This window comes from Dermatophilaceae bacterium Sec6.4, assembly GCA_039636865.1.
Classification (GTDB): domain Bacteria; phylum Actinomycetota; class Actinomycetes; order Actinomycetales; family Dermatophilaceae; genus Allobranchiibius.
Genome location: CP144172.1, coordinates 811,591 through 833,991 on the forward strand (window position 1 = coordinate 811,591; position 22,401 = coordinate 833,991).

General features: G+C 64.0%; 21 protein-coding genes. 10 read left to right on the forward strand and 11 right to left on the reverse strand.

Annotated features, from left to right (window positions below; all coding sequences use genetic code 11):
- Positions 1–166 precede the first annotated feature (166 nt).
- The gene (locus V3G39_03970; GenBank protein XAS77211.1) at positions 167–553 is read left to right on the forward strand and encodes a RidA family protein; all 387 of its coding nucleotides are present in this window, start codon (positions 167–169) and stop codon (positions 551–553) included.
- A 45-nt stretch (positions 554–598) separates the two neighbouring features.
- Positions 599–1,357 carry an aldolase/citrate lyase family protein gene (locus V3G39_03975; protein ID XAS77212.1) on the forward strand — a complete coding sequence of 253 codons (759 nt, stop codon included), beginning with the start codon at positions 599–601 and terminating at the stop codon, positions 1,355–1,357.
- A gap of 32 nt (positions 1,358–1,389) precedes the next feature.
- On the opposite strand, the gene V3G39_03980 is transcribed toward V3G39_03975, so the two are convergent.
- Positions 1,390–1,812: an ASCH domain-containing protein gene (locus V3G39_03980; GenBank protein ID XAS77213.1), complete on the reverse strand. Its 423-nt coding sequence runs from the start codon at positions 1,810–1,812 to the stop codon at positions 1,390–1,392.
- A gap of 696 nt (positions 1,813–2,508) precedes the next feature.
- Between V3G39_03980 and V3G39_03985 the strand changes: the two genes are divergently transcribed.
- The gene (locus tag V3G39_03985; protein ID XAS77214.1) at positions 2,509–2,763 is read left to right on the forward strand and encodes a toxin-antitoxin system; all 255 of its coding nucleotides are present in this window, start codon (positions 2,509–2,511) and stop codon (positions 2,761–2,763) included.
- On the forward strand, positions 2,760–3,167 hold the full coding sequence (locus tag V3G39_03990) for a type II toxin-antitoxin system VapC family toxin (GenBank protein XAS77215.1): 408 nt from the start codon (positions 2,760–2,762) through the stop codon (positions 3,165–3,167). Before V3G39_03985 ends, V3G39_03990 begins: the two co-directional genes overlap by 4 nt.
- 96 nt (positions 3,168–3,263) lie before the next feature.
- Here V3G39_03990 and V3G39_03995 read toward each other — a convergent pair whose 3' ends face one another.
- Entirely contained in the window at positions 3,264–4,379 is a 1,116-nt protein-coding gene (locus V3G39_03995) for an ATP-binding protein (protein ID XAS77216.1), read from the reverse strand.
- A gap of 270 nt (positions 4,380–4,649) precedes the next feature.
- Here V3G39_03995 and V3G39_04000 point away from each other — a divergent pair, with 270 nt between their 5' ends.
- Positions 4,650–4,997 (forward strand): metalloregulator ArsR/SmtB family transcription factor, encoded by a 348-nt coding sequence (locus V3G39_04000; GenBank protein XAS77217.1) that lies wholly within the window; start codon positions 4,650–4,652, stop codon positions 4,995–4,997.
- On the forward strand, positions 4,994–5,674 hold the full coding sequence (locus tag V3G39_04005) for a cation transporter (protein XAS77218.1): 681 nt from the start codon (positions 4,994–4,996) through the stop codon (positions 5,672–5,674). Before V3G39_04000 ends, V3G39_04005 begins: the two co-directional genes overlap by 4 nt.
- Positions 5,675–6,357: 683 nt before the next feature.
- Here V3G39_04005 and V3G39_04010 read toward each other — a convergent pair.
- The 4 genes from V3G39_04010 to V3G39_04025 form a co-directional block, all read right to left on the reverse strand.
- A complete protein-coding gene (locus tag V3G39_04010; protein XAS77219.1) occupies positions 6,358–6,735 on the reverse strand; it encodes a type II toxin-antitoxin system VapC family toxin in 378 nt (125 codons plus the stop codon).
- A complete protein-coding gene (locus V3G39_04015; protein XAS77220.1) occupies positions 6,732–6,929 on the reverse strand; it encodes a type II toxin-antitoxin system VapB family antitoxin in 198 nt (65 codons plus the stop codon). The genes V3G39_04010 and V3G39_04015 overlap by 4 nt, the downstream gene beginning before the upstream one ends.
- A gap of 884 nt (positions 6,930–7,813) precedes the next feature.
- Positions 7,814–8,074: a Txe/YoeB family addiction module toxin gene (locus V3G39_04020; protein ID XAS77221.1), complete on the reverse strand. Its 261-nt coding sequence runs from the start codon at positions 8,072–8,074 to the stop codon at positions 7,814–7,816.
- Positions 8,071–8,322, reverse strand: a complete 252-nt coding sequence (locus tag V3G39_04025) for a type II toxin-antitoxin system prevent-host-death family antitoxin (GenBank protein ID XAS77222.1) — start codon at positions 8,320–8,322, stop codon at positions 8,071–8,073. Before V3G39_04025 ends, V3G39_04020 begins: the two co-directional genes overlap by 4 nt.
- A 1,693-nt stretch (positions 8,323–10,015) precedes the next feature.
- On the opposite strand from V3G39_04025, the gene V3G39_04030 reads away from it, so the two are divergent.
- Positions 10,016–10,204 carry a hypothetical protein gene (locus tag V3G39_04030; protein ID XAS77223.1) on the forward strand — a complete coding sequence of 63 codons (189 nt, stop codon included), beginning with the start codon at positions 10,016–10,018 and terminating at the stop codon, positions 10,202–10,204.
- Positions 10,205–10,254: 50 nt separating this feature from the next.
- Here V3G39_04030 and V3G39_04035 read toward each other — a convergent pair whose 3' ends face one another.
- The 4 genes from V3G39_04035 to V3G39_04050 form a co-directional block, all read right to left on the reverse strand.
- Positions 10,255–10,956 carry a hypothetical protein gene (locus tag V3G39_04035; GenBank protein XAS77224.1) on the reverse strand — a complete coding sequence of 234 codons (702 nt, stop codon included), beginning with the start codon at positions 10,954–10,956 and terminating at the stop codon, positions 10,255–10,257.
- Between the two features lie 96 nt (positions 10,957–11,052).
- On the reverse strand, positions 11,053–11,616 hold the full coding sequence (locus V3G39_04040; GenBank protein ID XAS77225.1) for a heme-binding protein: 564 nt from the start codon (positions 11,614–11,616) through the stop codon (positions 11,053–11,055).
- Between the two features lie 227 nt (positions 11,617–11,843).
- Positions 11,844–12,878, reverse strand: coding sequence for an L-glyceraldehyde 3-phosphate reductase (gene mgrA, locus V3G39_04045; protein ID XAS77226.1), 1,035 nt, complete (start codon positions 12,876–12,878; stop codon positions 11,844–11,846).
- A gap of 215 nt (positions 12,879–13,093) precedes the next feature.
- A complete protein-coding gene (locus tag V3G39_04050; protein ID XAS77227.1) occupies positions 13,094–14,221 on the reverse strand; it encodes an FAD-dependent oxidoreductase in 1,128 nt (375 codons plus the stop codon).
- Positions 14,222–14,480: 259 nt separating this feature from the next.
- On the opposite strand from V3G39_04050, the gene V3G39_04055 reads away from it, so the two are divergent.
- Both V3G39_04055 and V3G39_04060 read left to right on the forward strand, forming a co-directional pair.
- Entirely contained in the window at positions 14,481–16,013 is a 1,533-nt protein-coding gene (locus tag V3G39_04055) for a hypothetical protein (protein XAS77228.1), read from the forward strand.
- 49 nt (positions 16,014–16,062) lie between these two features.
- The gene (locus tag V3G39_04060) at positions 16,063–18,054 is read left to right on the forward strand and encodes an acyltransferase family protein (GenBank protein XAS77229.1); all 1,992 of its coding nucleotides are present in this window, start codon (positions 16,063–16,065) and stop codon (positions 18,052–18,054) included.
- A 2,071-nt stretch (positions 18,055–20,125) separates the two neighbouring features.
- On the opposite strand, the gene V3G39_04065 is transcribed toward V3G39_04060, so the two are convergent.
- The gene (locus tag V3G39_04065; GenBank protein ID XAS77230.1) at positions 20,126–21,433 is read right to left on the reverse strand and encodes an ISL3 family transposase; all 1,308 of its coding nucleotides are present in this window, start codon (positions 21,431–21,433) and stop codon (positions 20,126–20,128) included.
- Between the two features lie 186 nt (positions 21,434–21,619).
- Between V3G39_04065 and V3G39_04070 the strand changes: the two genes are divergently transcribed.
- Positions 21,620–22,234: an alpha/beta hydrolase gene (locus V3G39_04070; GenBank protein XAS77231.1), complete on the forward strand. Its 615-nt coding sequence runs from the start codon at positions 21,620–21,622 to the stop codon at positions 22,232–22,234.
- The last annotated feature ends 167 nt before the right edge of the window (positions 22,235–22,401 follow it).

The window sequence follows — 22,401 nt, forward strand, 5'->3', positions numbered from 1 at the left end:
CCTGGAAGCGTTTGCTGCAGAGTGGCGATCGCCGCGAGAAAGAGCGATTCCCGAGCGGTTTACGCGATGGAATTCGAGCGATCAGTACGCCATCCTGGAGACCAGGCGTTTTAGCTCGGTCCTACCTGGGATGTGCGAGTTCAATGACACCAAGGAGACGTGAATCATGACTGAAGGACGACAAGCTGTGAGCGCGGCCGACGCCCCCCGCGCGGTGGGGCCGTACTCACACGCGGTCTGGGCTGGAGGGTTGGTGTACCTGTCGGGTCAGACGCCACTGGACCCGACTACCGGCACCCTCGTCGAAGGCGACGTCGCGACGCAGACGAGGCAGGTATTCACCAACCTCGCCGCAGTACTCACCGCAGCGGGACTCACTCTCGAACACGTCGTAAAGACGACCGTCTACCTGACTGACCTGGTGGACTTCACCGTGATGAACGAGGTTTACGCCCAGATGTTCTCCGAGCCCTACCCGGCCCGCACCACGATCGGGGTAGCCGGCCTACCTCTGGGTGCTCAGGTCGAGATCGAGCTCATCGCCCAGCCGTAACGAGCCACGATCAGCACCCAGCGCGCGACCACCAGGAGAAGAACAATGACCCAAAACGTGCACGCCACACTGCTGACGGCGGCTGCTGGCGAGGGGCCCGGTCTGCGGGCAGGGTTGTGGACGACCTTCCTGGGCGCCTATGGCCTTGAGGTAGCCGCGTCGAGTGGCGCCGACTGGCTTGGGTTCGATCTGCAGCACGGTGACCTGGAAGTCGCCGACGTCCCTGAGTTGTTGCGCGTAGCTGAGTGCGTCGGCCTTCCCGTGCTGACCCGCATGCCGTCCCAAGACCCCGCACTGATCGGACGTGTCCTGGACGCTGGCGTCAGCGGCGTCATAGTGCCCATGGTGAACTCCGCAGAGGAGGCTGCGGCCCTTGTATCGGCGTGCCGGACGCCTCCGAACGGGTTGCGCAGCACCGGGGGGTGCCGGCAAAGTCTCGGCCTGGCGGGTGGGGCAGTCCCTCAACTTCTGCTACCGATGGTGGAGACCGCAGCGGGCTTGGAACACGCTGCGGACATTCTTGCGGTTGCTGGCGTGGATGGGGTCTTCATCGGACCGTACGACCTGTCGATATCGGCGGGCTTTCCCAGCCCGTCATCGCCCCAGACCATCGCTGCTGTCCGGGAGGTCATCCGCCAGGCGCGGCAGGCAGGCAAGATCGTCGGATTCATGGCGGGTACGCCGCAGCTACTCGCTCTAGCGCCTGAAGCCGACCTCGTCGCGGTCGATACCGACGTCACAGCACTACGCCAAGGACTCGCCGCACTCTTCTCCCAGCCTTGCCACAACAACGCCGAGCGGTGATCGGGACCGATCTGTTGTCGAGATTTGGTTGGTCAACCGGCAGCTGCCTCGACCAAGCGAAACCACTGCACGACGACGGGCTCGGCGTCACGGAGCTGCCACGCAGGGTCGCCAGCGTCCAACCGGACCAAGTCGGTAACCTCCTTCCAGAACGCGAGGTGCGCGTCGCGCCAGTGCTGCGCGCTAGCGAATCCTTCACCTTCATCTCGGGCGACGTCTTCCCCGACGAGGTGGAGCGGAATGATCCTCACTCGGGTCGTCTCGACGACACCGTGCGGCCGGCCGTCGTGGTCCACCAGCGTCAGGCGCTCTCCAACACGCGGGAGTGGTTCGCCTGACAAGTACTCCACCGCTAGCGAGGACGTCGCGGTCTTCTCGCCACGCAGCACGGCCGCCAAGAGCCGGTCACCCAGACCTCGATCGCCGTCATACCCGAAGTTCAATGTCTCGCTCATGCCTGCAACCCTGACAGCAGCGCCCGTAATGCCATCGGCCCGCAGAGCTGTGCGGCGTGGGCGTGGGCGTGGGCGTGATTACTGTCTCTCCTGGTGTCCAGGGTGTCTGATCGGAGGGTCTCGCAATGGAAATGAGGTGGCCGTTGTGCGTCAAACCACTGACCGAACCAGCAGGATCGCATCGCTGCTAGCACGCGACTGCGCGTGCTGGTCGATCAACCGCACACCGGTGTCGTGCGCAGCACTGGTCATTTCCCAGTCGCGATCCGCAGCCCAATCTGCTGATGCCCACGGGTCGAGATCCACGCGAACAAGTAACACCTCACGACTTCAGTTGTCCTCCACGTACGCCAGGTGCTTCACCAGCCCGGCCCACGTCAGTGTCGACGGCGGATGAGCGGCACGCAGCTGCTCATCACGCAGACGCCCGACTTTCCGTGACAAGGTCTCGCGCAGGTAATCCGGAAGCCGAGCAAGGTCCGGAGCTCCCCGTCGCCTGCGGGGGTTCAGGACGGTCGTCTGTCACGTCGGGGGTCATGGTCATGACGGCGACCATAGAAAAACACCAGGGCACGACCGTGCAGCTGCCGATAAGCCAGCCAAGCTCAGGCACGGCTAGCGGGTATCCGACCGCTGCCGTACACGGATCTCTGGGTGGCTCACCTTGCTGGCATTGCTATCAGGAGGTGAGAGGCGATGGCAGCAATTAGTGTGCGCGACCTTGATGAAGATGTGGCGGCGAGGCTGAAGGTCAGGGCCGCTCTGCACGGACGGTCGATGGAAGCTGAAGTCCGATTTATTTTTACCGGCGCGGTTCTCGACACGGAGGATGAGGGACCCAACTTCGCGCAGGCGCTCCGAACTCGATTTGCGGCAGTCGATGGTGTCGAGCTGCTGGTCCCCGTCCGCAAGGACATGCCCCGAGCGGCCACTCTGTTGCACCTGCAGTGATCACCATCGACACCACTGTCGTTTCAGAGATGATTCGCCCTGAACCGGACATGACAGTCCTGGCGTGGGCCGATGCGGTAGGAATGCTGCACACCACGGCGATCACTGTCGCTGAGGTCACTTACGGCATCGCTCGGTTGCCAGATGGCCGCCGCAGGGACCGCTCGACGATGTTGGCGGCCGCAATGTTCGCCGATTTTGGCGAGGTGATCCTGCCGTTCGACACTGACGCAGCCCATCAGTACGCGGAGGTTGTGGCTGGTCGCGAGAGGGGCGGGCGTCCTATCGCAATGGTTGACGCGCAGATCGCAGCGATCCGCGCGTCTCGAGAGGCAACACTGGCGACCCGAAACACGCGCAACTTCGACGGAACGGGCATCAGCGTCGTCGATCCATGGCAGTGAACCGGTAGACGACGCGTTCTGGTCACCGATCGGCATTCGGAGCAAGGCGGCTATCCGACCTGCCTTGGATGCGACCGTTGCCGCGCGGTGGTCATTTCAGATATCTGCGGCGGCGTGTTCGCGTAGGTACTCCCGTAGGTAGGGCAGCGCGAAGTCGACGTATCCGCGGCGGGTGGGATAAATCAGTTCGGCGGCGATCAGGCGTAGCCGGTACTGGCTGGCGTAGTTGACATCGACGTCGAGGCGTTGCTGGATGTCGGCCATCTTGGAGGGTCCCTCGTCGTGGGCCATCGCCAACAGGAACGACTTGTCGATATCGGAGGCGGCGCTGAGCGCGGGCTCATGGATGAGGGCTCCGAGGCGGCGGCGTGCTCGTAGGACCCCGAGCCTCGCGTCCTCGGCGGTGATCTCGGGTTCAGCAGGGTGCAGCCGCCACGTTTGTGCGCCTACGAGTTGTAGCAGGAAGGGGTAGCCGGCTGCCCCGTCGACCATGACCTGCAGTGCGGTCTGCCCGATGCTTCGCCCGGCCATCTCAATGGGCTCCCGGAAGGCGCGTTCTACCTCAGAGCGTGGCACTGAGCCCAGCGTGTGGCGCTCGGCGCGGCGAAGGAAGGTCAGGACGTTGTCGTTGGTGACGTTGCTGATGCTGGCGGCCAGACCAGCGCCGGCAAAAGCGAGTTCGCGACCTTCGCGGAATGCGTGCTGGACCGTAGTGGCAATCTCGCGCAGCTCTTCGACTTGGTTTTGGTGAATCTCATCCAGAGTGATCAGAACACCGGTGCCATGTTCGAGCAGCAGGTCGGTCAGCAGTTCGATCTGATTGCGCAGGCCAGCCTGAATGACATGGGTCTCGATGGTGTCCCAGGCAATGGACCCGACACTGAGGGGAGCTGTCACACCGCTCATGCGCCGATGAACGGCCCTCGGATCGAAATCGCGCAGGAGTCGGGGCAGGTGCTGCTGGGTGATTCGTGCGACGAACCCCGGCGTGGCTGTCTCGCTGATGACCAGCCATCCTCGCTCCCTCGCGCGGTCCTCGACCGCGTTGAGCATGACGGTCTTTCCAGCCCCGCGTGCCCCGGTGTACAGCGTCGCGCGTCCGGATGCCCCCGGGCCGTCTTCAAGCGCCTCGACGAAGTCGTCCAGGGCGCTATTACGACCGACCAGCAACGGTGGGCTGACTCCAAAACTTGCATGGAACGGGTTCGGCATGGGAAGCACCGTAGCACTTTGTCTTTAGAGTCCTTTAGAGTATTTAGAGCGAGCTAGAGTCGTTCACCGGGACGGGACGGGATCGGCGGACGGAACGGGCGGGGTGTCCGTCCCGTAGACGACACCCATGTGGAACGGTCGCGGAGATGTCAGCTCCGAGCCCCGGTTTGCCGCAGTCCATCGCCGCTTCCGTTCCTTGAGTGAGACAGCCGGAGATACCTGCTTGAGTTCATATTTTCATGAATACATGATTCTGTGTACTATCTGACCATGTTGTTAGCGACGCCGACTGAGGCCCTTGCCCGCTTCGGGCACGCACTGTCGGACTCCACGCGTACCGGGGTGTTGCTCTCGCTGCGTGATGGTCCTGCCTACCCGGCCGATCTCTCCGAGGCGCTGGGCGTATCGCGGCAAGCGTTGTCGAATCACCTTGCGTGCTTACGCGGCTGCGGACTGGTAGTCGCACGGCCCGAAGGCAGGCGGTCGCGATACGAACTGGCCGACCCGCGAATAGCACGCGTCCTGCAGGACCTAGTGGACTTAACCCTCGTGGTTGATCCCGAATGCTGCGGTGCCGGTGACCTCGCCAACCCCCAATTGAGCGGACCCGGCGCATGACTGCCGTGTCCACCCATCGGCTGACACCGCAACGGCGCGCGGTCCTTTCTCGACGCATCCAGATCTTCGTGATCCTCACCATCAGCTACAACGTGGTCGAGGCGGTCATCGCGCTGGCAGCTGGTGCTGCAGCCTCATCCTCAGCGCTGCTGGGCTTTGGCCTCGATTCGATCATCGAGGTCTCCTCAGCAGCCGCCGTCGCCTGGCAGTTCGCAGGTCCTGACCCAGAAGCACGCGAACAGCGCACGCTGCGCGTCATCGCGTTCTCATTCTTCGGGCTGGCAGCACTCGTCACGATCGATGCTGTACGAAGTCTGATCGGTGGCGGCGAGGCCCAACACTCACCAGTGGGCATCGTGCTGGCCGCGCTCAGCCTGCTGATCATGCCCGTACTGTCCTGGGCCCAGCGCCGCACCGGGAGAGAGCTCAATTCGGCGACCGCCGTAGCTGATTCCAAGCAAACCCTGCTGTGCACCTACCTGTCCGCTGTCCTGCTGGTCGGCCTCCTCGTCAACGCCTGGTTCGGCTGGTCGTGGGCAGACCCCCTCGCGGGACTAACCATCGCCGCTATCGCACTTCGAGAAGGCTGGAACGCCTGGCACGGCGACACCTGCTGCGCCACACACCCAACCCCCACGAGCGAGCCTTCAAACACCTCCTGCGACTGCTGCCCCTAACCAATCTCCATGTACCGATTGAGGATCCGCATACGGGCGCCCGAGTAGGGGGAGATCAGCGTATGGCGTCGGCGTTGAGGTGGAGCTCAACGCGGTCAGTGGTCCATGTGGGCACATCGGCATGAATAAGTCTTGGTCCTCGGTCCAGATGGGGCAGCTGAGTGTCAACGCTGCAGCCAGGATCGGCCAGTCGCGGGCATCGCGTTGTTCGATGCGAGCCATGGCCTCATCACGGGCGCCTACGTAGGCCGACTCCTCGAGCGGGCGGATCAGTTGCTCGAAGTGATCCAAGACCTCAAGGGCCGGCACCGGATTTATCCCTCTTCGCGACAAAAGACTACGAGCCCACGTCCGGTCGCCATTGTTCAGTAGGCTCGGCGTGCGGCCTTGAAGTCAGCGACGACCTCGTCGGGAGATTCTTCGATGTAGCGCGGTTCGTTACAGCCTCAGCGGCAGGCATCGAGACAGCCCAGGAAGTTGGAGTGCATCACCGCAACGGAGATACGACCTGAGAGCGTGCTCCGGTCGTTCGCTGGTCCGTCCGATAGGCGAACGACGACCGGCGACAGCGGGCCGCAATACGAGCATCGCGCCGATGAGTCCCGAACGGGTGCTCCATACGGGACGCCGGGTGCCGTGATCGCGTCCGTAACGGGATCGGCGACCGGGACGAGGTGTCCCGCTCAGGACGCGGCGCCTTCGTCGCTAGCGAGTCCAAGTTGCGCGGCGACTGCCGAGAGTCGCTTGTCACGCGTCCACAGCTGGGCGTTTGTCGTGAGCATCGTTGCGGCCAGCAGGTGCACGTCGATGTATCCGATGCCTAAACCGAACAGTTGGTGACCGTCGATCAACGTGAGCACCTCGATGTCTGTCGCAGACCTCGCCTGCGGGAGGTTGCGGAGCAGACCAAGAATCTCGGTGCGCCGCGAGAGATGCCCAAGCGCGAGTTCACCGGTCACCCAGGGATGGGCGAGAACCTGCCCGACCTGCAGTATCGACGCGAGTTGCGCATCGCCGCCTCGCAGGTGGTCGATCCAGATCGAGGTGTCGACAAGGATCACGCAGGCGTCGTCTGTCGACGCGGAGTTGCTGTCGCGTCCGGCTCACTGCCTGCAAGCTGCGCGAGCCGCTGAGCGCTCTCACGCTCGATCAGTGCACTCAGTGCTTGTCGGACCAGCGCGCCCTTCTCCTTAATTCCCGTCAGCCGCTGAGCTTCCAGGACAAGGTCGTCGTCCAGTGCAAGGGTGGTTCTCATATCGCCTCCAGGCACGCTTGGCATCATCAAATGATGATTATAGGCGTGCTTCCCCCGTTCCGGTCAGGGATCGCGTTACGGGCATCCTGTCGCCACCTTCTCGGAGCATGAGTCTGCTCCGGCGGCGTGTACAGGTCGGCCTCGCTCGGGCTGATGCGTTTCATCCGAGCTCGCAAAATCGGGCACGTACTCGCCCTCCGCTGAGTGATCGCGGGGCGCCCCTGACCAGCCTGCTCGTTGATTGCCGCGCTCGTATACTGAGGGATGTTCGGACGAGGCAAGCAGGGATCTGCTCATGTGACTGTCAGGGGTGAAGCCTCCCGCCGGGACACTAATGTCGAGAACCGGGATAGATTCGTAGACCGGCAGACCCGGAAAGCCATGCAGTCTGCACCCAGCGCGCTGCGACTGGACATCGCACGAGCGGCGTTTGAGGAGGTAGTCCGAGAACTACCGATGGACAGCCCAGTGGTTCGCCAGTACCTGAGGTACTTCACGTCTGGGGAACCGGTACCCCAAAACGATGAGTTGGAAGCAGAAGTGGGCGATGATCCACTAGAAATTGTCTCAGTGCAGTTCTGGACGCAGTGGGTACAGACCGGGTCGGATAAAGATTATCGTCGGTATCAGGCAGTAGACGCCCTCACATGGGCGGTCATGTTGGCTGACGGTGACCCCGAGGTGTCCTATCGGGCGGCTGACGAAACCGTGTATCGGACTCTGCTGACGTTCGCCGAAGATCCCGAGCGTCGAGAAGCTGTCCTATCCATTGTCCAGAAGCGACTCGGTGTCATTTGACCCCCCTCGCTCACCTCTGTTTCAGCGACCACCGACGGGATATCTTCGTCGCATGAGGATCGGCCTACCGGCTCGTTCACCCGACGTCAGTAGTGGTCCCGAGCCTGCAAGACGACGATGTGGTCTTCGGTGACGTAGTACACGAGGCGGTTTGCTTCGTCGATCCTGCGTGACCACGCGCCGGCCAGCACGTGCTTGAGCGGTTCTGGTTTGCCAATGCCGATGAATGGGTCGCGAAGTACGTGGGCGATGAGTTGATTGTTGCGTTTGAGTGTTTTGCGGTCTTGGGTCTGCCAGTAGACGTAGTCCTCCCACCCATTCGGATCAAAGGCAAGCGTTCGGGTCACGAGTCCAGAAGGTCGTGTTTCTCGAACTCGCCACGCCGCGCGCGTTCGATCGCCCCGAGCAGTCGTTCGGCGTTTGCAGGATTGCGCAGGAGATAGGCGGTCTCTGCCATCGCGTCGTAGTCGTCTTTGGACATGATCACTGCGTTGCCGTGCCGGGATACGACCTCGACCGGGGTGTGGTCGTCGTTGACTTGTTGAATAAGCCCGAACAGGCCCTTGCGCGCGTCAGTTGCTGTGATTGCAGTCATAACCCCTCCTACCAATGGTACTAAATAGCGTACCACTGGCAGTCCGTGACGCGTCTACGCCACATCGAGTACGGGCTACCCAACCCGATCGGTCGCCAAGCGTCTGGCGACCGGTGAACGATCCACTTGCGGACGCGGTCACCTCGACCGGGTTCCGTAGAGAGCACCCGAGTGGGACGGCTCCAGCGATCTGAGCGCCGAGCACCCATTCGTCGCTGGCCGTCGCCGGTGACCGTTCGTCCTACGAGACGACTATTCGCCGCATTGACGCAACAACTCAGCCAGTGATCTCGCTCCCCGTTCAGGGTGCCGATACTGCGTGGGTGGTCTGCGGTGTGTCCTGCGCTGACAAGTGTCCCAGCAGCTCAAGGCCAAGAGTGTGAGTGGCACCTACGAGGTCGACCACTTGCGTGTGCACACCTAGTACGACTATCTGAGATAGTAATTTGAGCAGTTGCTCAATACGATTTGGAGCTCGACATGGCCGTCATCAACACCGCTGGTACGAACCCGGCTCAACACTCATTTCGGTTGTTTATCCTCGTCGCCTTCGCTGGCGGGCTCTGGCTGATGGCGGTCCTGGGGATGTTGACGATTGGCGTGTTCATTGCGCCAGTAGCGGTCGCTGCTACGGCGTGGCTGATCTTCGACATAGTCAAGGGCCGCTGGCACCCGGCATGTGCGCTAGGTCTTATCGCTAGTCCTGCAGCTGTACCCACCTACTTTGCGTGGTTGTCCGCGGGGCATCCCGGAGTCTCCAGCGATGTCTTCAGCTCAGATGGCCTCCCAAATCCCCTGGTCTTCGCAGCTATCGCCGTAGCGCTGTGTCTTACCGCTGTCAGCGCGTTCACGCTGACAGAGGGTCGTCGACGACAGGCTGGCTTTGCAGCGAACTAATCCGCCCTGTGCCGGACACCGATCCCGTTGCGACACGCCTGCCATTCGGGCGGCGGCTTCCAGTTCGGCGACATCAGCGCACTGAAAGGCTGGGTGCGCTTTGAGTGCCGGTGGAAACTCATCTTCCACCTCTCCCTGAATCTTTCTCTGGACAATCCGTCGACCGCACGGCAGGGGTGGGGTCTCTCAAAATCCTCACAGAGGAACTCATCTGCTCGATCGGGGGAGCCCCGCCGTCACCGTTCGCCTCCCCTGTCGGCACCCAGCCCCGCATGGCGTAAAACCGAATCGCCCGCTCGTTCGCCTCGAACACCCTCATCCACGCGGTCCGATAGCCGAGATACCGAGGTGCTCAAGACCCTCATGGTGTGCTCGTCCAGACAGGCTGGTCCCCCTGGTGTGAACGGACGTCCCGAAGTGCGGGAACTCGCCGCGCCTCGTTGCTGGGAAGCCGGCAATTTGTCCAGCAGTGCATCGAGGTCCTGCTCGGCCAATGGTTGGGGCACGGCCGGCAGACTACGAGGCTACTTTCGATTTCCCCCAGAGGAGATCGTCCATCGGAATCTGACCGTTTTTTAACGAGCGCCCAGCGGTCGAAGCGCAGCTGACACGGGCGACCACGACGGCCAGATCAGCGCACCTGTCATCGTCGGCTAGACGATCCCGAGACGGCATGGTGACAACTTCGTAACAGTCATCTGGTGTGAAGCTAATGGGGTGGCTACACCGGGTACGGTCGCTGAAAGGGTAGGGATCGAGGGCAGGGGAGCCCATGGAAACAGTCATATTAGCCACGATGTCGGTGCGCGAACTCATCGCGGAGCTGTCTGAGGTGGAAGCGGATCTGCGCCGGTGGCGCCGTCCTGGTGGCGCCGATGATTCGAGCCTCGAGGTGGGCGACCTGGTGCATCGTGAGCAGATCGTGGTGCATGAACTGCGTCGCCGTACGCGATCGCACCAACCCCGATCGCACCGAACAATCTGAGGGTCCCAACCGCGCACCGACACCTGAAGGCCTGGGTTATCTCGCGCGATCTAGCCGGTCTGTTGCCATTGGGAGATCCACGGTCCTGCGAGCAGCGCAGCCAGCACGACGCTGGATGCTGCCATGACCAGCAGTACCCCAATGCGGGTCCCACGCCCGGGTACTGATGCACCCGGGATGACCCGCCCGGTGACGATTTTGGTGGCGCTGACGGTGCGTGCCAGCACGTGCACCGTCATAACCACCACCCATGCGAAGAACGAGGCCTGGTGCAGAAACATCGCGCTGACGGGTAGCCCGAGGACACCACTGTCACCACGCGAGGGGCCCTCGATGGTCAACAGGATCCCGGTGGCCAGCAGCAGCAGGGTGAAGAGCACCACCAAGGGCCCGAGGACACGCAGTAGGACTTGCGGTGGCCCGGCCTGCCGGTAGGCGGTATCACCGGTGTAATACCGCACGATCCGCCACCCGGTGGTGCCTACTTTGAGAATGGCCGGTGGGACAAGCAGTAGTCCCACGATGAGGTGCCAGCTGATCAACCCGCCCACATCCAGCAGGGTCGCTCCTTCGATCGCCAGCAGGATCAGCAGCACCAACCCCGTCCACGCCGTCAACCGGGCGTTACCGGCGGGCCCACCAGTCCGGGCAAGGACAGGGTCACGCCGGTCGGCGCGGCCGGTGATCTCCCGCAGCGCAACATCGAATGCGTCGCGTCGAGGGTCGGTGCCGCCCGTGTTCATCGAGGCCATGCCCTGCAGTGTCGAGGGATGCCCTTGAGAAAGCTCTCAGCATTGTGATCGCAAGCCCGCGCATCGTCGGCGCATCGCTCTGCAGCGCGGTTGCGGCTAGGCGTGCTCGACGTCCTGGACGACCTCGTTGCGGCGCAGGAACCACGGCTTGAACGGCGGGTCGAAACGGGCGAAACGTGGCACACCTGTCGGCGCGAGTCCGGATGCGAGCACGGCATCCAACAGTTCGCGCAGGTGACGGTCGTAGGACGACTGCGTCCAGCGACCCGAATAGCGGGCGGCGGCAGCGGTCCGCTCGGGCACCTCGCGCACTACGACATCTGGATCTGTCGGGATCGGTGCTGTGTCTGCGGTCATCGACGCCGGCAGCACGAACGCAACGACGTATCCGCCGTCCGCACCCTCGGCCTGAACGACCGGGGCCGTCATCGCTACTTTCTCGGCCTGGGCGGCCTGCTGCACCACCGGCGCGGTCATGGCCACTGAGCATTGGGACCGGTTGTTGCCCGTGATGTATCCGAACAGGGCCCGGAACGCCCGGTTGCCGGCGTCCTCGAAAGACCCGTCCAGCACGACCTCAGCAACGACGTGGGCCGGGTAGCGCCGCAATTCGAAACCGTCACTCTGTTGCAGGACTTCATAGGGCTGCTGTTCGGTCATGATCCCGACGTTACGCCGCTGCTGCCCAGCCGTCCGCTCGCCGTTTCCTGATCGACCGCAGCGAAGCCAACGCTGGTCATCGGTGCTCGATGACCGGTTGCGCGGACCGGACGAAGGTTCGGCACCACCTCGATGGCTGAGCCCAATAGCTGGCAACTGGTCTGACCTCAGCTACCACCTGCAGGGCCAGGGAAGAGTGAGGCCCGGTACGCGGTACCCGGTTGCTGTCAGTCGTTCGTCAGCGAAGCCCAGAGGTTGATTCCGGCCTCGACGGCATCTTTGTCGATCGCGGCAAGTTCCGAGTCCGTCAGCGGCGGACCCTGCAGAGCATCGAGGTTGGTGTCGAGTTGCTCCACCGAGGAGGCTCCGATGACCGCCGATGTCACGCGCTTGTCGCGTAGTACCCACTGCAGCGCCATCTGCGCCAGCTTCTGCCCGCGCCCTGCTGCGATTTCGTTCAGCCGGCGCACGTGGGCCAGCGTCTTCTCATCCAGGTGGTCCCCGGCGATCGTGCTGCTGTCCCGGGCCGCGCGCGAGTCCTTCGGGATGCCGTGCAGGTAGCGGTCGGTGAGCAACCCCTGCGCGAGCGCCGTGAACACGATGCACCCCATGCCCTGTTCTTCGAGTTCGTCGAGCAGGCCCCCCTCGACCCACCGGTTCAGCATCGAATAGGACGGCTGGTGGATCAGCAGCGGGGTGCCGAGCTCGCGGGCAATAGTTGCGGCTTCCCTGGTCTTCGCCGCGGAGTAGGACGAGATGCCGGCATACAGCGCACGCCCGGAGCGCACTGCTGTGTCCAGCGCCATCATGGTCTCCTCGATGGGGGTTTCCTCATCGAAGCGGTGGCTGTAGAAGATGTCGACGTAGTCCAGGCCGAGCCTGGCCAGGGACTGGTCCAGGGAGGACAACACATACTTGCGCGAACCGCCGCCCTGCCCGTAGGGGCCGGGCCACATGTCCCACCCCGCTTTGGTGGAGATCACCAGTTCGTCGCGCAGGCCTGCGAAGTCGTCGCGCAGGTACGTGCCCATGTTCTCCTCGGCCCGACCGTACGGCGGGCCGTAGTTGTTCGCCAGGTCGAAGTGGGTCACTCCACGGTCGAATGCGCGGCGCAGGATCGCCCGGTGGGTCTGCTCGGGACGGTCGTTACCGAAGTTCTGCCACAGCCCCAGGGACAGCGCCGGCAGCTTGAGCCCGCTCTTACCGCAGAACCGGTATTCCATCGTCTCGTAGCGGTCTTCGGCCGGCTGGTAATCACTCACGGTGTCATTGTGCAACTCTGCGAAGGCGGCGCACAAACCGCAGTTGTGCGTTCTTCCCACCGCGTCGTTCGGCGGACGCAGAGCACCACGGTCTATTACCGGATCGCGAGACACGTTGTCAGAAAAGTTGGTTGGTGGCGCCGCATGGTCGATGTCCGATCGCGCCCCGCACCCCAGGCAGGTTTCGCGCCGATCGGTATTCGATGGTCGAGCTCTCAGTGAGATCCCGACGTAGCAGGCGCACCTGGCTGCTGATAGGTCCGCAGCCACCGTCGATCGATGGAGCGCTTGAGCCGCAGAGAGGCAGCACCACACCACCACAGACGACCCCACACCGACAGGCCGACGCCGTCACCGACGTCGAGGATCGACAGTGCGCGACGCTGTGGTTCGTACACCGGGAGAGCTTCTCCCCGAATCCGCGCGAGGAGACTCTGCAGCAGCACGGGCCCCTGGCGCACGCCGTGCACACCGATGCGCGGCAGTGGTCTGGGCAGGAAGTACGCGCAGTCGCCCACCGCGTAGATTTCGTCCCGGTCGACGTGCTGCAGGGTGGCCCGCACCGGCACTCCGCGCCCGTCACCGGACGCGAGCCCCAGATCGGCAAGCAGTGGCGGCGTCGTCAACCCGACGGCGAGCAGGGCGACGTCGTGAGACAACTCTGTGCCGTCGACGCAGACCAGGTCGCGCCCGCCGAGGTCGCGCACCGCGCATCCGGTGCGAATCTGCACGCCGCGTGCGGTCAGCAACGCCATGATCCGCCGGCGCGCGCCTGAGGGCAGGTCTGCGCCGATCATCCTCCCGGATTCCACCAATTGGATCTGCGCGACGTCTGGCCGTATCGCGAGGTGGGCAGCCAGCTCCAGGCCCGAGGCGCCGGCCCCGACGACCGTAACGGTTGCACCCTGGTGGCCCGAAGCTCGCGACCACAGATCGCGCAGCCGGGCATCCAGGTCCGCGAGATCGCTCAACGGTTTTACCCGCAGCACGGCGGGATCGACCTGCATACCGGTCGGAGCGACGACGCTGCCGATATTGATCGACAGCACGTTGTAGGACAAGCGAACACCGCGGGAAGTAGTCGCGATCCGCGCCGTCAGATCGCACGCGGCCAGGGTGTCTTCGTGAAACTGCACCCCACGTGCCTCGCTCAGCGACCGTACGTCGATCCGGCCGGTATCGGTCGGCAGTGCGCCGGCCGCCGCCGCCGAAGCGACCCCGCTGTAGTCGAAGAATCGCGGAGCGAGCAGGTGCACCTGGTATCCGGCGGCAACCAGGTCTGCAGCGTGCTGCACGACATAGAGGTGGGCGTGGCCGGCTCCGACCAGGAGCAGGACCGGCATTGGGAAACCTCGAGAACTGGAGCGGCAAACGGGAACGCAGCGAGGGTAAAGCGCCTGCCACACATCTGAGACTAGCCAGCGCTGCCAGCGCTGCCAGCGCTGCCAGCGCTGCTGCGTCTGTCGAGCTCCTGGCCTTGATTGGCCCGGTACCGCCGTGGCGCAACAGGATGAGCGCCGCTGGCGTTTATCGTCGGCTGCGCGCGTGCTGGTTCGCGTCGCCGGGGAAGCCGGCGTTTGGGGTCGGAGGGGTTGGTTGTTGATGGGTGATGTGAGTAGTTCGTGGCGGCGGCAGCGCAACCGGTGGGCGGGTACCGGTGCCGCGGTGATGGCGGTGAGTCTGTGTGCTGGTTGCAGCGGTGGGAGTGCAGCCGCCGGCCACTCGGGTGCGTCCTCGGTGCGATTGGTAAATTCTGCGGCCGCGGCTGTCGTCGTCACCGGCGCCACCCCCGAGGCAGAGTCGATTTCTCTCAGCAGGGTGCTGTTCGTGTCGGCGCCGGTCGTGGTGGTCGCCGGGTCCGGTGATGCGGCCGGAATCCACCGAGGCGCGGCTGCGGCCGTGCGCCTGGGCGTTCCGTTGCTGGTGATGAAGGAGAAAGAGGCATCCCAGTCGGCTCAGGTCGCCGCAGAGATCTCCCGGCTGCATGCGGGGTCGGTACTGGCGATGAGTTCGGCGGTGGCCGATGACCTGAAAGGTCACACGAAGGCCCGGATCACCACTGACACGACGGCGTTGCCGGCGGTTTCGCGTGCCGATCCGACGTCCCCGGTGGCGGTGCTGATGGGCGAGGGCGCGAGCCCCGAGCTTGGCGAGGCTGTGTCTGCGTCGGCCCGGGCCGCTGGCGCGACAGTCATACCGGTCAAGGGCGCAGACCTTCGGGATGACCCGGGTGTCATCAAGGCACTGGCCACGTTGGGCAGTGCCCGGGTGGTCGCCGTGGGCAAAAACTTTGGGTCGACCGGGCGGCTCACGCAGCGTGTCGCGGTCGCGCGGACCGGGGTCCAGTTGCCCGGTGGTGGCCAGGCGCTCTTCCCTGGCCATCGGCTGGTCGCCCTCTACGGGTATCCCGGTACTCCGGTTCTGGGGGTGCTCGGTGCGCAGGGCCTGGACGCGAGCATCGCCCGTGTCAAGAAGATGGCCGCGCGGTACCAGCGGCTCAGCACGGTCCCGGTGGTGCCCACCTTCGAGATCATTGCCACGATCGCCGACAGCACCCCAGGCCCGGACGGTAACTACTCCGATGAGTCCTCGGTGGCGTCGTTGCGGCCCTGGGTGGAAAAGGCCGGAAAGGCTGGCCTGTACGTGGTGCTGGATCTGCAGCCGGGCCGGGCGAACCTGCTGGATCAGGCCAAGCTCTACGCTCCGTTGCTGAAGTTGCCGTATGTGGGTCTGGCGTTGGATCCGGAGTGGAAGCTGACCAGGACGCAGCGCCCATTGCAGCAGATCGGCAGTGTCGACGCCTCAGCGGTCGATGCCGTCAGCGCCTGGCTCTCGCAGTTGACCACCACCGAGAAATTGCCGCAGAAGCTGCTGGTGCTGCACCAGTTCCAGTTGCAGATGATCCGCCACGAGAAGGAGCTGAATCTGAGCCACGACAACGTGCAGGTTCTGATCCATATGGACGGCCAAGGCACCCAGCCGATGAAGAAGGCGACCTGGAAAGCGGTGACCAACGCGGCCCCGAAGGGCATCCCGTTCGGGTGGAAGAACTTCTACACCAAGGATCACCCGATGCTCAGCCCTGAGCAGACCATGGCCGCCAGGCCCGCCCCCTCGATGATCTCCTACCAGTAGGGCAGGGCGATGGATATCCGAGTGAACGCTGCACCACCCAGGGGGTCTGGTGCCACGGCCGGTTGACAGCCACACCACCTACCGCCCCGGCCTGGACGGCGTCCGTGCGTTGGCCGTGGGGTTGGTCATCGTGTTCCACCTTGGACTGACCGGGTTCAAGGGCGGGTTGCTGGGTGTCGGCATCTTCTTCACCCTCAGCGGTTATCTGATCACCGGCCTGCTCATCAGCGGTTGGCAGCGACGGGGTGGTTGGGGCCTGCGCACCTTCTGGTTGCGGCGCGCCCGGCGACTGTTGCCTGCCGTGATCGTGGTGTTGGCCACCAGCATGGCCGTCGTGGCGATCACCGATCCCGCCGATCTGGCCCGTCGCGCGGTGGAAGCTCTGGCCGCACTGGTCTACGTCGCGAACTGGCACACCATCGCCACCGGTGGCTCCTACTTCGTCCAGGTTCATGGTTCCGGGCCATATGAGCACCTGTGGTCCCTGTCGGTGGAAGAGCAGTTCTACCTGATCTGGCCGTTGCTGCTGGTGTTGCTGGTCGCCCTCACCCGGGCCCGGCTGAAGCTGGTCGCCGCCATTACCGCAGTGCTCGCGGCAATCTCTTTCGTCGCGCTGGGCCTGCTCGCGCATCCGGGAGTCGACAACACCCGCGCGTACGAGGGCACCGACACGCGCGCCGGCGGGTTACTGATCGGTGCCTTCCTGGCCATCGCCCTGATGAACGCGGGCGGATCGATACGCCGCGAACGCCGCTACCGATCCGCTCTGGAGGCGGCCGGACTTAGCGGACTGGTCGGTATCGGGTGGTTGGTCGCGCAGACCGATCAGGCCACGATCGCTACCTACCGCTGGGGGCTGTTGCTGCTCAGCGTCTGCACCGCCGCGGTACTGGCTGCGGTCGCCCACCCCAATACCCTGCTGGGCAGGGCCTTCGGGATTGCGCCGCTGCGGTGGGTGGGCGAGCGGTCCTACGGCCTGTACCTGTGGCACCTACCGGTGATCGTCTTCACCCCGCAGGATGTACTCGCAACCCAACCGGTCGTGCGCGGCCTGGGGCAGGTGCTGGTCATGGTGGGCCTCGCCGCGGCTTCCTGGCATTTCATCGAAGACCCGATCCGCACGCACGGGCTGCTCGGCGCGCTACGAGCGGGGGGCGCGTTTGTGCAGCGCCCGGGGAGTGCACCCGACAGTCGTCGATCGCCCGGGCTGGTGCTGGGTGCGTCGGTCTTCCTACCGCTTGCGGTGCTTGCCATGCTGCTGCCCCGGGCGTTACCGCGCGAGTCCGCCTCGCAGATTGCCGCACCGCTGCCCACCCCGGTGACCGCCCCCGATACCTCCAGTACCCCCGGCTCGCCCACCACACCCGGCACGTCGGCACCGACGTCACCATCGCCCAGCGGGCCGACGCGTACCAAGTGCACCAGCGTGTTCCTGGTGGGCGATTCGACCTCCGAGGGGCTTTACGGGAAGGCCTCGGTGCTCTCGCCTGCACAGAATCTGAAGGGTCAGCTGCAGGACGTAGGGGTCCGCAGCTTCACTGCGGACATTTCAGGCGCTCGCAGCATCATCGAGTCCTATGAGAATGAGCCCTCGGGTGAGCAGGTGGTCAAGAAGCGAGTTGCGGCTGGGTATCACGGCTGCTGGATCATCTCGCTGGGCAATGTCGACGCCGCCACCGTCGCCAAGTACGCGCCGGACACCACCACCATCCCCGCCCGGATCAATACGATCATGAACACCATCGGTAAGGATCAGCCCGTGATGTGGCTGACCACCCGGACCGGACTGCAACGCGGCACATTTCAAGAGAGCTCGTACCCGCCGTGGAACAAGGGTCTGGTCACCGCCTGCAGCAGTTACCCCGACATGCGGGTGTTCGACTGGGCCAGCGCGTACAAAAATGCATGGATCGGTCCCGACGGTATCCACTCCACAAAGACCGGGTACCAGCACAAGGCCCAACTCATGGCGCAGGCAATGGCCATCGGTTTCCCCGCCTCCGCGACCCCGCCGACGAACTGCCTCATCAGCAACCGATGACACAGATACGGGGGGAAATGGCACCGGACGTGGTGCCTGGGGCGGACCAGTGATCGCGTGCGTCCCTCCTCCTCGAGTCCACCAGGGGTACCCACGTTCACTGCATCAGCTGTGTCCGGCAGTCATCCTCCAGGGACGCAAAATCGACAGAGTGACACGAAACCTTCGTTCCTACGGGTTTTGTAGGTTCTCGCCCAATCTGTCACTCGCGCACAGCTCGGACCTGCGCGTGACAAAAGACGGGCCACGCAGATTCTCACTATCTTGCCCAAATCCTCGGATCTCGGTGTTTCGTAGGACGCCCGTGTCCAAGAATGTCCATGCGGACTGGTGTTACGGGACCGGCATCACCCCGCCAGAGCAGGATCACCTCCTGACCTGCAGGTTCACCGTTGGTCCTCTGGCTCGCGCGACCGTTGGGCTGCGCAGAAGCCGGGGGCAGGTAAAGCCTGGGTGAGGGGTTGTTGCTGGTCGCTGAGCAATCATGTCGAAGACGTGCCAGTGCTTGGGGCCGCTGAAGGCCAGCCCGTCTTCGTCTTCGACGTGGAATTGAAGAATGTCTGGCCCGTTCAGGAGCTTCCGTGCTTCGACCTCGGACATGTACGTCTCGCGCTCTCGATTGGCCCTGAGTCACGATCACCGAACAGGTTCACGGCGAGAATCGCCTCGGGCATCAACGCACGCGTCATCGTGCTCCACGTGGTTTGAAAACGGTCCGGCCGCGCAAAGGAACATCCGGAGGCCGCATAGATGAGGTTTGCCCCCGGAAGTTCTGGCAGATCATTGAGGTCGACAACACACGTATTCAAGCGAGAGCTGGCGACTGGCGCGATGGTGTTCCTGAGTCGGTGGAGTAAAGACTTATCAGCGTCCAGGGCATGGACCCTCCAGCCGACGGCAATGAGTAGCCGGGTCTCGATCCCAGCACCGCAGCCCAGGTCAACGGCGAACCGCTCAAGGCCGGGACCCGCGTAATTCAGCGCGTCGATCAGTAGCGGCGGGCTCGCCTCGCACCCTGCTTGTCGTTATATGGCGCCCAATGTGTGGCGTTGTGCTCAGGCATGCCGACATTTTGCCGTCGCGCGCGGACAGGACAGGCATCGAGGCTCGGCCTCGCCGCCTATCGTGGAGCCCGGTAAATCTCAGATGTGGCGAGAGGGGGGGATTGGTATGGAGCACGACGCGTTGAATGTGCCGCATGTGGAGTGCTGGTGGTGTGGCGCAGAGCCGGTCGCGTACGTGGCGTCGCTCGAGGGCTCGCGGGGAATTGACCACTTCGCCCTGGCCTCGCCGGCCATGGTCTGCAGCACATGTCATGACTTGTTACTTGAAGGGCGTGATGTTGAACTTGCTGGACGCCTCACCGATGAGTACGACGACTGGGGCAGGGTTCAGGTAGTGGAGCAGCTGCATGCACGACTCACAGGTTTCACTGTCGCGGGCCACTAAGAACGCACGCTGGCTATTCCCCCACCAGCAACGGCCGCCGAAGCCAAAACTCCCCGCGGGTGTTCGGCGAACACGCCCGCGAGGGATCCCGTCCCGATGGCCAATCGTTCACTGGAACGGGCGAACAAAGGGCGGCCAGAATGCGTTCTGTGCTCCACTTGGGGCCATGGCGGTTAAGAACGATCGACACGGCGAACTGGACCTGATCGTGACTGTTGACGACCATCAATTCCAGGTACACCGCCTACCCGAGCTCCGGCCAACGTATGACTACACCTAACCCAGCGGCCCGCACCAGGATTACGGCTTCAGCACGACTTTGGGCGATGATCAGCCATGGTCCTCAGACGTAGAAGGCCATTAATGACGAATTCGCACCTTCCTGTCGGTGATTGATGCTGATACCGGGTTCGCCAGGGAAATCACCACGTCGGACGAATGACCATTCCGTCGGCGGCAGACTGCGTGAATTGTGAATGGCGGGCCAGTCGTCACCGTTCACCGATCGGTGACCGGAACAGGTTGGCGGGCCGTGAGGGCTAGGCATTCTGCCGGGAGCGAAGCGGGGGTGACATCCAGACCTGAATGGGCGAACGTGAGCGGATGCCAACAAGCCGGCTCTTCACAAACGAGGGTGTAGGTAGGGTCTGAATCCGCCGGATTCAAGTAGAGATCTGGTGATGTAGTTGGTCAGGTTGCGGAACCCGAGGGCGGAACCGCGGAGGTGTTCCAGGCGGCCGTTGATGGCCTCACTGGGTCCGTTGCTGGTGCCAGGGCGGTCAAAGTAGGCCAGGACATCGGCTGCCCTCTTCTTGAGGGTCCGCCCGAACGTGGCGATCTCGGTGAGCGCGGCGGGCACACCCTGGCTGAGGGACTCGATGACCGCGATCATGGCTCGTTTCCCGCGGGCCTTGTCGGGGTCGCGGTAGGCCTCGATCACGCGTTGATAGATGCCCCAGGTCAGCTCGACATCAATGTGAACATCCTCAGCGAACAAGGTGTCCAGTCGTGCGGCTTGCTTATCGGTGAGCAGGTCCGCGCCGGTGTGCAACGTGCGCCGGGCGGCGTACGACGGGTCGCCTTTGTGGCCGCGGTGCCCGCAGGTGACCAGTTGGGTACGGCGCCGGCACAGGTCCAATGCATCGCCCACGAGGCGCACGACGTGGAACGGGTCCATGACCGCGACCGCGTCGGGGAGTTCCTCAACCGCAGCGGTCTTAAAACCGGTGAACCCGTCCATCGCCACGATTTCCACACCGTCGCGCCAGGCCTGCGGGCGGGCAGCGAGCCATGCCTTGAATGCCTGCTTGGACCGGCCAGGCACCATATCCAACAACCGCGACGGGCCGGTCCCGGCCCGCACCGGTGTCAGGTCGATGATCACCGTCACGTACTTCTCCCCGCGCCTGGTGTGGCGCCAGACGTGTTCATCGACACCGATCGCGCTTACGCCATCGAACCGGCACGGGTCCCCGATCAGCACCCGCTGCCCCTCGGCCAGGACCGCGTCGTTCGCGGTGTTCCACGACACGCCAAGGCTTTCCGCGACGCGTGCAACGGTCAGGTGTTGGCACACGATCGCTTCCAGCGCCCACCCCAACGCGCGCTGGGAGAGCTTCGCCCGCGGCTGCGCAGCGGGCGTCGTGTCCTGGCGCCACACGTGCCCGCACTCAGCGCATCGGTATCGGCGCACGCTCACCAGCAGCGTCGTCGGTCGCCACCCCAGCGGTTCGTGGGCCAGCGTCCGGATCACGGTGTCGCGAGCCAGACCCTGGCAGCCGCACCGGTGACACCAGTCATCTGGCTCGAGTACCCGGCACGCGAGCACCGCCCGCCCGGGTTCTAATCGTTGACCGAAGACGGTCAGACCGAGCTCATCCAGGCGAGCGAACGTGGTCAGATCAGGAGTCGCGAAGGTAGCGTCAGGCACGTCGAGGTCTTCCAGATGGGGCGTGTGAGAACTCCCATCATCGGGAGGCCTCGACCCTCACCCCGCCAACGACGCGCCAGACCTACCTACACCCTCGTTTGTGAAGAGCCAACAAACCTGTCCGTAGATGTCGGAGGCGTCACCCTTGCGGTCCGGCTGTGGGCCGCCGAAGAATCGTCTGACTGCGTGCCGTTGGTGTTGCTGCCCGCCACCGCCGAGACGGCCGAGGATTGGGACCTTGTGGCGTCGACGCTGTGCCGGTCGCGTGCCGTGTATGCGGTCAACTTGAGAGGTCATGGCCCCAGCGACTGGCCAGGGACGTACTCAATCGGGCTGATGGCAGACGATGTGACGCACCTACTGGACTGGGGGCTAACCGGTGGTGCTGTTGACCTTGTCGGCCATTCCTTGGGCGGGCTGGTTGCCTGCCAGGTCGCCGCCGCTCGTCCGGAGTTGGTGCGCCGCCTTGTGCTCGAAGACGTTGGCCTGCTGCATCCCCGCTCAGCCGATCCTCCGCCGAAGCCCGCTGGCGTTCTGCTGTTCGACTGGGGCGTTGTCGAGCAGGTACGCCCAGAGATCGATAACTTCGACCCTGGGTGGGCCGATGTGATCGCTGCGATCCCAACTCCATCCCTCGTTGTGGCCGGCGGTCATCGCAGCCCCATTCCGCAAGAGCGGATAGACGACCTCGTCCGCCTCCTTCCGAATGGTCAGATGGTGACTATCGACGCTGGTCACCTCGTGCACGCCACCCAGCCCGACGCGTTCATTCACCATCTGGTGACGTTCCTGGGCAAGTAGCTCGTGACGGCCGAGGAAACTCTGTTCCTACCCGCTGAGAGTCGGTCGGCCGTCCCGATCGTCGATCGTCTACCGAGACGACCTCACGCGCTGGGAAGTTGGATGGACGTCGCCGGAGGTCGGTGCTTGGGCGGTGGTAGCTGCGCGGTCTGTTCGGGGTCCGGGCG

Coding starts and splice junctions, on each gene's coding strand:
- V3G39_04015 (XAS77220.1), bottom strand. CDS start 6,929: ATGAGAACCACCCTTGCACTGGACGACGACCTTGTCCTGGAAGCTCAG.
- V3G39_03970 (XAS77211.1), top strand. CDS start 167: ATGACTGAAGGACGACAAGCTGTGAGCGCGGCCGACGCCCCCCGCGCG.
- V3G39_04035 (XAS77224.1), bottom strand. CDS start 10,956: ATGGCCTCGATGAACACGGGCGGCACCGACCCTCGACGCGACGCATTC.
- V3G39_04025 (XAS77222.1), bottom strand. CDS start 8,322: ATGACTGCAATCACAGCAACTGACGCGCGCAAGGGCCTGTTCGGGCTT.
- V3G39_03985 (XAS77214.1), top strand. CDS start 2,509: ATGGCAGCAATTAGTGTGCGCGACCTTGATGAAGATGTGGCGGCGAGG.
- V3G39_04030 (XAS77223.1), top strand. CDS start 10,016: ATGTCGGTGCGCGAACTCATCGCGGAGCTGTCTGAGGTGGAAGCGGAT.
- V3G39_03995 (XAS77216.1), bottom strand. CDS start 4,379: ATGCCGAACCCGTTCCATGCAAGTTTTGGAGTCAGCCCACCGTTGCTG.
- V3G39_04005 (XAS77218.1), top strand. CDS start 4,994: ATGACTGCCGTGTCCACCCATCGGCTGACACCGCAACGGCGCGCGGTC.
- V3G39_04000 (XAS77217.1), top strand. CDS start 4,650: ATGTTGTTAGCGACGCCGACTGAGGCCCTTGCCCGCTTCGGGCACGCA.
- V3G39_04050 (XAS77227.1), bottom strand. CDS start 14,221: ATGCCGGTCCTGCTCCTGGTCGGAGCCGGCCACGCCCACCTCTATGTC.
- V3G39_03980 (XAS77213.1), bottom strand. CDS start 1,812: ATGAGCGAGACATTGAACTTCGGGTATGACGGCGATCGAGGTCTGGGT.
- V3G39_03975 (XAS77212.1), top strand. CDS start 599: ATGACCCAAAACGTGCACGCCACACTGCTGACGGCGGCTGCTGGCGAG.
- V3G39_04040 (XAS77225.1), bottom strand. CDS start 11,616: ATGACCGAACAGCAGCCCTATGAAGTCCTGCAACAGAGTGACGGTTTC.
- V3G39_04055 (XAS77228.1), top strand. CDS start 14,481: ATGGGTGATGTGAGTAGTTCGTGGCGGCGGCAGCGCAACCGGTGGGCG.